General features: G+C 67.7%; 9 protein-coding genes. 1 reads left to right on the top strand and 8 read right to left on the bottom strand.

Translation table 11 applies throughout. The annotated features are described in order from the left end of the window. The 6 genes from carB to pyrR all read right to left on the bottom strand — a co-directional run. Positions 1 to 2859 (bottom strand): carbamoyl-phosphate synthase large subunit (gene carB, locus ACLQ7E_RS18570; RefSeq protein ID WP_411734060.1); only part of this gene is annotated, 2859 nt, incomplete at its 3' end. After that, positions 2859 to 4052 carry a glutamine-hydrolyzing carbamoyl-phosphate synthase small subunit gene (gene carA, locus ACLQ7E_RS18565; protein WP_411734059.1) on the bottom strand — a complete coding sequence of 398 codons (1194 nt, stop codon included), beginning with the start codon at positions 4050 to 4052 and terminating at the stop codon, positions 2859 to 2861. The genes carB and carA, both read right to left, overlap by 1 nt. After that, complete coding sequence (locus ACLQ7E_RS18560; protein ID WP_411734058.1) at positions 4049 to 4606, bottom strand: hypothetical protein; 558 nt, start codon at positions 4604 to 4606, stop codon at positions 4049 to 4051. Before ACLQ7E_RS18560 ends, carA begins: the two co-directional genes overlap by 4 nt. Further along, on the bottom strand, positions 4607 to 5941 hold the full coding sequence (locus ACLQ7E_RS18555) for a dihydroorotase (RefSeq protein WP_411734057.1): 1335 nt from the start codon (positions 5939 to 5941) through the stop codon (positions 4607 to 4609). It abuts the gene before it with no gap. Positions 5942 to 5972: 31 nt separating this feature from the next. Continuing rightward, positions 5973 to 6953 (bottom strand): aspartate carbamoyltransferase catalytic subunit, encoded by a 981-nt coding sequence (locus ACLQ7E_RS18550; RefSeq protein ID WP_411734056.1) that lies wholly within the window; start codon positions 6951 to 6953, stop codon positions 5973 to 5975. Further along, the gene (pyrR, locus tag ACLQ7E_RS18545; protein WP_411734055.1) at positions 6950 to 7540 is read right to left on the bottom strand and encodes a bifunctional pyr operon transcriptional regulator/uracil phosphoribosyltransferase PyrR; all 591 of its coding nucleotides are present in this window, start codon (positions 7538 to 7540) and stop codon (positions 6950 to 6952) included. Before pyrR ends, ACLQ7E_RS18550 begins: the two co-directional genes overlap by 4 nt. 94 nt (positions 7541 to 7634) lie before the next feature. On the opposite strand from pyrR, the gene ACLQ7E_RS18540 reads away from it, so the two are divergent. Then, positions 7635 to 8837 (top strand): PrsW family intramembrane metalloprotease, encoded by a 1203-nt coding sequence (locus ACLQ7E_RS18540; RefSeq protein ID WP_411734054.1) that lies wholly within the window; start codon positions 7635 to 7637, stop codon positions 8835 to 8837. Positions 8838 to 8914: 77 nt separating this feature from the next. Here the strand turns inward: ACLQ7E_RS18540 and ACLQ7E_RS18535 are convergent, their stop codons facing one another. Continuing rightward, entirely contained in the window at positions 8915 to 9067 is a 153-nt protein-coding gene (locus ACLQ7E_RS18535) for a hypothetical protein (protein ID WP_411734053.1), read from the bottom strand. Further along, on the bottom strand, positions 9068 to 10465 hold the full coding sequence (locus ACLQ7E_RS18530) for an OFA family MFS transporter (protein ID WP_411734052.1): 1398 nt from the start codon (positions 10463 to 10465) through the stop codon (positions 9068 to 9070). Between the last annotated feature and the right edge of the window lie 60 nt (positions 10466 to 10525).

The following is a 10525-nucleotide window of genomic DNA, read 5'->3' as shown; positions in this document are numbered from 1 at the left end:
CAGGGCGTTGTTGGCGCCAGCCTGGCTCTTGGCGAAGGCCGTGTCAAAGTGCTTGTCGATGCCCATGACCTCGCCGGTGGAACGCATTTCCGGGCCCAGCAGGGAGTCAACAACGTGGCTCTCGGGGGTGCGGAAGCGGTTGAACGGCATGACGGCTTCCTTGACGGATACCGGCGCACTGTCCGGCAGGGTGCCGCCGTCGCCAACCTCGGGGAGGATGTGGTGGACGCTGCGCAGGTGGGCGATGGACACGCCAACACCGATCAGGGCTGCGGCCTTGGCCATCTGAACCCCTGTTGCCTTGGACACAAACGGCACGGTGCGTGAGGCACGCGGGTTGGCTTCCAGCACGTACAGGATGTCAGCGGCCAGGGCGAACTGGATGTTGATCAGGCCACGGACGCCCACGCCTTCGGCGATGGCGCGGGTCGCTGCCCGCACCCGGTCCTGGACGTCCTTGCCCAAGGTGATGGGAGGCAGCACACAGGCGGAGTCGCCGGAGTGGATGCCGGCCTCTTCAATGTGCTCCATGATGCCGCCGAGGTACATGTCCTTGCCGTCGAACAACGCGTCAACGTCAATTTCAATGGCGTCTTCCAGGAACCGGTCAATCAGGACCGGGTGTGCCTCGGTGATTTCCGTGGCGTTCTTGATGTAGCGGGACAAGTTGGCCTCGTCGTAGACGATCTCCATGCCGCGGCCACCCAGAACGTAGGACGGGCGGACCAGCACGGGGTAGCCAATCTCGTCGGCAATCTTCTTGGCGTCGTTGAAGGACACGGCCGTGCCATTCTTCGGGGCAATCAGGCCGGCGTCATCGAGCACGCGGGAGAACATGCCGCGGTGCTCGGCCAGGTCGATCGCCTCGGGGGACGTGCCAAGGATCGGGACACCGGCGTCGGCCAGTTCCTGGGCCAGCTTCAACGGGGTCTGGCCGCCCAACTGGACGAACACACCCATGACCCCGCCGGTGCGCTCTTCAGCGGCGATGACTTCCAGCACGTCTTCAAGGGTCAGCGGCTCAAAGTACAGGCGGGTGGAGACGTCGTAGTCGGTGGAGACGGTTTCCGGGTTGCAGTTGACCATCACTGTCTCGTAGCCCGCCGCCCGCAGCGCCATGGTGGCGTGCACGCAGGAGTAGTCGAACTCGATGCCCTGGCCGATGCGGTTCGGGCCCGAGCCCAGGATGATGACCGACGGCTTTTCGTGCAGCGCGACCTCGGTCTCCTCGTCGTAGGAGGAGTAGTGGTACGGGGTGAAGGCCTCGAACTCCGCGGCGCAGGTGTCAACGGTCTTGAACACCGGGCGGATGCCCAGCGCGTGGCGGATGCCGCGCACCACCGCCTCGGTCTTGTTGGTCAGCTTCGCGATCTGCACGTCGGAGAAGCCGTGGCGCTTGGCCTCGCGCAGCACGTCCTCGTTCAAATCCGGGTTGGAGCGGATCATCGCGGCGGTCTCGTTGATCAGCGCCAGCTGGTCCAGGTACCACGGGTCGATCTTGGTGGATTCGAAGACCCGCTCGATCGACGCGCCGCCCAGAAGCGCGCGCTGCACATTGGACAGGCGGGAGGTCGAACCCTTGACGGAGGCGGCGATCAGCTCGTCGACCTCGAAGTCCATGGGCTTGTTGAACTCCAGCTCGCTCCCCTTCTGCTCCAGGGAGCGCAGGGCCTTCTGCAGGGCCTCGGTGAAGTTGCGGCCGATGGCCATGGCCTCGCCGACCGACTTCATGGTGGTGGTCAGCGTGGCGTCGGCCGCAGGGAACTTCTCAAAGGCGAAGCGCGGGACCTTGACCACGACGTAGTCAAGGGCAGGCTCGAAGGCCGCGGGGGTCTTGAGCGTGATGTCGTTCGGGATCTCGTCCAGCGTGTAGCCCAGCGAGAGCTTGGTGGCGATCTTCGCGATGGCGAAGCCGGTGGCCTTGGAGGCCAACGCGGAGGAACGCGAGACACGCGGGTTCATCTCGATGACCACGATGCGGCCGGTGTCGGGCTCGATGGCGAACTGGATGTTGCAGCCGCCGGTGTCGACGCCCACCTCGCGGATCACCGCGATGGAGATGTCGCGCAGGTTCTGGTACTCGCGGTCGGTCAGCGTCATGGCCGGGGCCACGGTGATCGAGTCGCCGGTGTGCACGCCGACCGGGTCGAAGTTCTCGATGGAGCAGATGACCACGACGTTGTCGTTCTTGTCGCGCATCATTTCCAGCTCGTACTCCTTCCAGCCGAGGATGGACTCCTCCAGGAGCACCTCGGTGGTCGGCGAGTACTGCAGGCCCTGGCCGGCGATGCGGCGCAGGTCCTGCGCGTCGTACGCCATGCCCGAGCCCAGTCCGCCCATGGTGAAGGAGGGACGCACCACGACGGGGTAGTTCAGGATTTCGACGGCGGCGAAGGCCTCGTCCATGGTGTGCACGATGACCGACTTGGCGCTCTCGGCGCCGCAGCGCTCGACGACGCCCTTGAACTTCTCGCGGTCCTCGCCGAGCTCGATGGCCTCGATGTTCGCGCCGATCAGCTCGACGTTGTACTTTTCCAGCACGCCTGCCTTGTCCAGGGCGATGGCGGTGTTCAGGGCGGTCTGACCGCCCAGGGTCGGCAGGATCGCGTCGGGGCGTTCCTTGGCGATGATCTTCTCCACGACCTCCGGGGTGATCGGCTCGACGTAGGTGGCGTCGGCGAACTCCGGGTCGGTCATGATGGTGGCCGGGTTGGAGTTGACCAGGATGACCCGAAGGCCTTCCTCCTTGAGCACCCGCAGTGCCTGGGTGCCGGAGTAGTCGAATTCGGCGGCCTGGCCAATGACGATCGGCCCGGAGCCGATGACCAGGACTGACTTGAGGTCTTCGCGCTTCGGCATTACTTCTCTCCCTGGGTGGATGCGGTGGCGGCGGTGTTCTGTGCCGCGCGCATGTTGCTGATGAACCTGTCAAACAGGTGGCTGGCGTCGTGCGGGCCGGAGGCCGCCTCGGGGTGGTACTGCACCGAGAAGGCAGGGATGTCCAGGCAGGCCAGGCCCTCGACGACGGAATCGTTGAGCGAGATGTGGCTGACCTCGACGCGGCCGAAGCGATCCAGCGGGGCGTTCGAGGCGCCCTCGCGGGGTGCGTCGACGGCGAAGCCGTGGTTCTGGCTGGTGATCTCCACCTTGCCGGTGGCCTTGTCGAGCACCGGCTGGTTGATGCCGCGGTGGCCGAAGCGCAGCTTGTAGGTGCCGTAGCCCAGGGCGCGGCCCAGGATCTGGTTGCCGAAGCAGATGCCGAAGTACGGGATCCTCGCATCCAGCACCGCACGGACCAGTTCCACCTGGGTTGCGGCGGTGGCCGGGTCGCCGGGGCCGTTGGAGACGAACACGCCGTCGGCGCCCGTGGCGGTGATGTCCTCGAAGGTGGCGTTGTAGGGCAGCACGTGCACGCGCACGCCGCGCTCGGCGAAGCGCTGCGGGGTCATCGCCTTGATGCCCAGGTCGATCGCGGCGATGGTGAACAGAGGCTCGCCGGCGAATCCGTGGTCCTTCGGCTCGACGGTGTAGGCCTCCTTGGTGGAGACCAACTCGGAGAGGTTCTGCCCCTCCATGGACGGCTGGGCGTTGACGGCCTTCACCAGTTCCTCGACGCTCGCCTTGGCGGCGGCACCGGAGAAGATGCCCGACTTCATGGCGCCGCGGTCACGCAGGTGGCGGGTCAGCGCGCGGGTGTCGACCTGCTGGATGCCCACGACGTCGTAAGTGCGCAGTTCCTCGTCGAGGCTGCGCTGGGCGCGCCAGTTCGACGGGCGGCGTGCGGCGTCGCGGACCACGTAGCCGGCGGCCCAGATGCGGGTGGACTCGGCGTCGTCGTCGTTGACCCCGGTGTTGCCGATGTGCGGGAAGGTCTGCACGATGATCTGGCGTGCGTAGGAGGGGTCGGTGAGGGTCTCCTGGTAGCCGGACATGCCGGTGGAGAAGACCGCTTCGCCCAAGGCGGTGCCGATCGCGCCGTAGCTACGGCCACGGAAAACCCGTCCGTCTTCGAGCACCAAGAGGGCTTGCTCGGTTCCCTGTACTGCTGTCACTGGTTTTCCTTTGTTTCGGCGGGTGGTTGCGTGTCGTTTGTTCCGGTGCCTGCCAGCGCGGCGATCCGCGCGGCGAGGTCCGGGAGTTCTTGGTGGTAGCGGGGGCGGAAGCCGGTGTCCACGGCCTTGGTGCCCAGCATCCAGCTGATCACCAGCAGGCCGTCCTTCTCCACGAACTTCCCGGCCATGCCGCTGGTCCGGGAGACGCCGGTGAGGAAAGCGGCGGGGATGAACAGATCCGCCGCGCCGTGGCGGGCCAGCAGCACTCCGGCGGCGTGGATGGACAGATCCGCGTTGGTGCGGATGCCGAGGCGGTGCGCGGCGATCCTGTCAAGCCAGTCGCCTGCGGTGGTGGTGCACACGTAGACGCCCTCGGACGGCTCACCGAGCGGCGCGCCGAGTGCGGGCGCGCCGAGCGCGTCCACGGGAACCGGGGTCGGGGCGGGCACCGAGGCCTGGCGGCGCAGGCGGTTGCGCCAGCCCAGCAGGATCAGTGCCACCAGCAGCACGACGATCGCCAAGGTGATGACGACGGCGGCGGTGTACTGGCCCATTTAGGCGGCCTCGGTGATGCGAGGGGTGTTCAACTTGCCGCCCAGCACCGTGGGGTGCCCGTGGAAGAACACGGCGGTGACCTTGCCCGGCAGCGTCAGGCCCTTGAACGGGGAGTTGCGCCCCTTGGTGGCCATCGCAAACGGGTCGACGACCCAGCGTGCGTCGGCATCCACCAGCGTGATGTTGGCCGGCTCGCCGACTTCCAGCGAGCGGCCCTGGTCTTCCACGCGGCCGATGGCGGCCGGGGCGGTGGAGGTGATGCGCGCGAAGTCCGCCCAGGTGATCATGCCGGTCTCGATCATGGTGTGTTGCACCACCGAGAGCGCGGTTTCCAGCCCGGTCATGCCCATGGCTGCGGCGGCCCACTCGCATTCCTTCGCCTCGGAGGGGTGCGGGGCGTGGTCGGTGCCGATGACGTCGATGGTGCCGTCTGCCAGTCCGGCGCGCAGCGCCATGACGTCGGACTCGGCGCGCAGCGGCGGGTTGACCTTGTAGACCGGGTCGTAGCTCTTGACCAGTTCGTCGGTCAGCAACAGGTGGTGCGGGGTGACCTCGGCGGTGACGTTCACGCCGCGGGACTTGGCCCAGCGGATGATCTCGACGCTCCCGGCGGTGGAGACGTGGCAGACGTGCAGGCGGGAGCCGACGTGTTCGGCCAGCAGCACGTCGCGGGCGATGATCGATTCCTCGGCGACGGCGGGCCAGCCGGCAAGGCCGAGCACCGCGGAGACCTCGCCCTCGTTCATCTGGGCGCCCTCGGTGAGCCGGGGCTCCTGGGCGTGCTGGGCGACGACGCCGTCGAACGCCTTCACGTATTCCAGCGCGCGGCGCATGATCAGCGGGTCGAAGACGCAGATGCCGTCGTCGGAGAAGACGCGGACCTTGGCCCGGGAATCGGCCATCGCCCCGATCTCCGACATCTGCTCGCCGGCCAGGCCGACGGTGACGGCGCCGACCGGGCGCACATCGACCCAGCCCGAGCGCTTGCCTAGGGACCAGACCTGCTCGACGACCCCGGCGGTGTCGGCCACGGGGTTGGAGTTGGCCATGGCGTGCACGGCGGTGAAGCCGCCCAGCGCGGCGGCGCGGGTTCCGGTCTCCACGGTCTCGGCGTCCTCGCGGCCAGGTTCGCGCAGGTGGGTGTGGATATCGACCATGCCCGGAAGGGCGATCTGGCCGGCGGCCTCGATGACCGTGGCGGTGGCCGCGGCGCCGTGCGTTGCAGCGTCTGCGCCGAGGGCGACGATCACGCCGTCCTGGATCAGGATGTCGCTGGCCCCGTTGCCCAGCGGCTTGGCGCCGCGGATGAGATAGGCGTTGTTGGTGGTGCTCATGAGGATTCGCTCCCGTTTCTTGACAAGTTCTTTAGAGGCCGGCGGGACGCTGCTGGTCCCCCGATAGCAGTAGGTACAGCACGGCCATGCGCACCGCGACGCCGTTGGCCACCTGGGCCAGCACGGTGGAGCGGGGCGAGTCGGCTGCGGCCGAGGAGATTTCCAGGCCGCGGTTCATCGGGCCCGGGTGCATGATGATGGTCTCGGTCCCCGGCTGCGCATCGAGCGCCGCCAGCCGGGCGTCGTCGAAGCCCCAGAGGCGCGAGTACTCGCGGGTGTTGGGGAAGTAGGAGGCGTGCATCCGTTCGCCCTGCACGCGCAGCATCATCACCGCGTCGACGCCGCCGGCCAGCGTGGCGTCGAGGTCGTAGCTGATGGTGCATGGCCAGGCGGTGGAGCCGTGCGGCAGCAGCGTGGGAGGTGCCACCATGGTGACCTCGGCGCCCAGGGTGCGCAGCAGCCAGAGGTTCGAGCGGGCGACCCGGGAGTGCAGGATGTCCCCGACGATGGCGACCTTCATGCCGGAAAGGTCAGCCCCCAGCGAGCTCTCCCCGCGGATCCTGGACCAGTGGGTGCGCAGCGTGAAAGCGTCCAGCAGTGCCTGGGTGGGGTGTTCGTGGGTGCCATCCCCCGCATTGACCACCGGGGCGTCGATCCAGTCGGTGGCGGCCAGGCGGGCCGGGGCCCCGGAGGCGCCGTGCCGGATGACCACCGCGTCGGCGCCGATGGCCTGCAGGGTCTGCGCGGTGTCCTTGAGCGATTCGCCCTTGGAGACCGAAGAGCCCTTCGCGGAGAAGTTGATGACGTCGGCGCTCAGGCGCTTGGCTGCAGCCTCGAAGGAGATGCGGGTGCGGGTGGAGTCCTCGAAGAAGAGGTTGACCACGGTGCGGCCGCGCAGCGCCGGAAGCTTCTTGACCTCGCGGGTGCCCACGGCTGCCATTTCCTCGGCGATGTCCAGGATGCGGATCGCGTCGGTGCGCGAAAGGTCGAGGGTGGAGAGCAGGTGTTTCATGCGTGTGCCTCGATGACGACCTCGTTGTTGTTTTCCCCGTCGACCTCTTCAAGGTGCACGCGCACCTTTTCGGTGGTGGCTGTGGGAAGGTTCTTGCCGACGTGGTCGGCGCGGATGGGAAGTTCGCGGTGGCCGCGGTCAACCAGCACCGCCAGGCGGACGATGCGCGGGCGGCCCAGGTCGGCGATGGCGTCCAGGGCGGCGCGGATGGTGCGTCCGGAGTACAGCACGTCGTCCACCAGCACCACGACCTTGCCGTCGATGCCGCCTGCAGGAAGGCGCGTGGGCACCGGGGTGCGGGTGGTGGAGTGGCGCAGGTCGTCGCGGTACATGGTGACGTCCAGCTGGCCGATGATGGCTTGGGGGTCCAGGCCCGGCTCGGTGGCGGCGATGCGCTGCGCCAGCCGTTGGGCCAGGGGGAAGCCGCGGGAGGGGATGCCCAGGAGCACCAGATCAGCCGTCCCCTTGTTCGCCTCGATGATTTCGTGGGCGATGCGGGTGATGACCCGGTCGATGTCTTCGCTGGAGAGGACAATTCGGGCACTGACGGGCGCCGTGGCACGGGCATGGTTCGGCTCGTTGCTCATGTGCGGCCTCCTTCCCCGCCTCACTGGACGGAATTTAAAGGTTGCTTGCTCCATCAAAATTAGCACAGCGGGTGCTCCACGTAGGATTTGAGACATGCGCTTTACCTCACAGCCCCCGCAGTCCTCCCCGAACTCCGCGCCACTGGACCCCTGGACGGGTCCCGCGGCCCCCGGTGCCGTCCCCCCGCCACCGCTTTCCGGCGGTACGCGGGCGGCCCGCACCGGCGGCGTCGTGACGCTGGCGCTGGTGGCTTGCACCGCGGTGCTGCTGCTTGTCGCCTGGTTCCTCTCCGGGATCTTCGGCTCCGGCACGGTGCTGTGGCTCGGTGCCCTGGCCATGGTCCCCTTGGCGTTGTGCCTGCTGGGGCTGCGCTGGGTGGATCGCTGGGACCCGGAACCACGCGCCCTGCTGGCGCTGGGGCTGCTGTGGGGCGCCGGGGCCTCGGTGGCAGGGTCCCTGATGGTGGGCGACGTGTTCATGGAGCTGTTCTTCGACCCTGCCGGACGCCTGGACATGGACCTCTTCGGCGCGGTGGTGCAGGCTCCGATCGTGGAGGAGCTGACCAAGGGCGCCGGGGTGTTGCTGATCTTCTGGATCAACCGCGCCCATTTCGACGGGCCCATCGACGGGATCGTTTACGGCGGCATTGTCGGCGCCGGCTTCGCGTTCACCGAGAACATCCTCTACTTCGGGTCCAGCTATGCCGAACCCGGTGCACCGGGCGAGCTGGCGACGGTATTTGTGCTGCGCGGGCTCTTCTCCCCCTTCGCCCATGTGATGTTCACCGCTTGGACCGGTTTTGCCTTGGGGCTCTGTGCCGAGCGGGGCCGGCGGGGCCGCTGGCCGCTGTACCTGCTCGTGGGCCTTCTCCCGGCGATGATCGGCCACTTCCTGTGGAACGGCGGGGTGGGGATCCTCTTCGACGATTTCCTGAGCTTCTACTTCCTGCTGCAGGTGCCCTTGTTCGTCGCCTCGATCATCGCGGTGTTCCTGCTCCAGCGGGGCGAGCGGAAGCTTGCCGAGCGGCGTTTGGGCGACTACCGGAATGCCGGCTGGTTCACCGACGCGGAGGTTGCGATGTTTGCCACGCGTGCAGGGCGGCGCCGGGCCCGGCGCTGGGCGTCCGAAATCGGCAGGAGCAGGCAAATGCGCCAGTTCACCACCACCGCCATGAACCTTGCCGCGGTGCGCCAGCGGATCGTTGCCGGCCACGGCTCCGCGGAGGACCTGGCCCGCGAGACGGCGTTGCTGCACCAGTCCCACCACCAGCGGGCACAGCTGCTCGTCGGCCTGTAGCCGCGAATCGCCCGGCGAGACGGTTGCCGTGACCTCGGCCACCGCCACTCCCCCGGCCGGTCCCGCGCCTGCGGCACCTATTGGAACAGCTGGCCCACCCGGGACAGCGTGGTGACCACGCCGTACGCCAGCGGCACGCCGACCAGCAGCCAGCCGAAGACCAACCGGCCCAGTGACGGGTTCACCGGAACGTCTGCCGCATCGATGGATTCGGGCTGTTGCGCGCGCATCTAGGCTCCCTTCGGGGTGGCGGAGGCAAGTTCTTCCTCCGGCTCGTGGAATTTCGGATCTACGGGTTTGATCAGCGTGCTGGAGATGAAGCCGATGACCAGAAGCACCACCATGGTCAGCAGCACCGGCAGGTAGTTGTGGGCGACCATCGTCCCCGGCTTGCCCTGGGCGTCAAGCAGCCCGTTGACGATCAGCGGCCCGGCGATGCCGGCCGCGGACCAGGCGGTGAGCAGGCGCCCGTGGATCGCCCCGACCTGGAAGGTGCCGAAGAGGTCCTTGAGGTAGGCAGGCGCGGTGGCGAAGGAGCCGCCATAGAAGCTGATGATCACCACGGCCATGGCGACGAAGAGCAGCATCGATCCACCGCCGAAGAACGCCAGCACCACGTAGAAGAGCGCGCCGATGCCCAGGTAGACCATGTAGATGCGCTTGCGCCCGATCACGTCCGAGGTGCTTGACCAGATGAAGCGCCCGGCCATGTTGCCGATGGACAGCAGTCCCACGAAGCCGGCGGCCACCGCCGCGTTCACGGCCGAATTCCCGTCGGCGCCGCGGAAGAAGTCCTGGATCATCGGCGAGGCCTGTTCGAGGATCCCGATGCCGGCGGTGACGTTGAGGAACAGCGCGGTCCACAGCATCCAGAAGCTGCGGGTCTTGATGGCGTTGGCGGCCGAGACGTGGGCGGTGGTGACCATGGCGGAGGACTGGGTCTTGGTTTCGTCCCAGCCGCGTGGCTTCCAGCCAGGGGCCGGGACGCGGATGCTGGCCACCCCGTACATCATCACCACGAAGTAGACCAGGCCCAGGGCCAGGAACAGCTTGCCGACCGAGGTGCCCGAGGCGACCCAGTCGGCGCCGTCGGCGACCGGGTCGAACCCGTCAAAGAACTTCAGCAGTCCGGTGGACATCGGGGAGGCGATCAGCGCCCCGCCGCCGAACCCCATGATCGCCATGCCGGTGGCCATGCCGGGGCGGTCGGGGAACCATTTCATGAGCGTGGAGACCGGGGAGATGTACCCGATGCCCAGTCCGATGCCGCCGACGAAGCCGTAACCCAGGTAGAGCAGCCACAGCTGGCCGGTGAAGATCCCGGCGGCGCCGACCAGGAAGCCCGCGCCCCAGAAGGCCGCGGCGACGAACATCGACTTTCGCGGTCCGCTGCGCTCGACCCACGTGCCCATGAAGGCCGCCGAGAGGCCCAGCATCACGATGGCGATGGAGAAGATCACCCCGATGGCGGTTTGCGAGACCTCGAAGTGGCCGATGAGCGCCGACTTGTACACGCTGGTGGCGTAGGCCTGGCCGATGCACAGGTGCACCGCCAGGGCGGCCGGCGGGATGAGCCAGCGGTTGAAGCCCGCAGGGGCCAGGGAGCGGGAGCGGTCGAGCCAGTTCAAGGGTTCTCCTCAGATCTAGGTGGACGCGAGTGGTGTCGGGAAGATAACCAAGCAGCCGAT

This window comes from Paeniglutamicibacter sp., assembly GCF_046714615.1.
In the GTDB taxonomy this organism is placed as follows: Bacteria; Actinomycetota; Actinomycetes; order Actinomycetales; family Micrococcaceae; genus Paeniglutamicibacter.
Note: the sequence above shows the minus strand (reverse complement) of the source record. Positions and strands in the feature narration are given on the sequence as shown.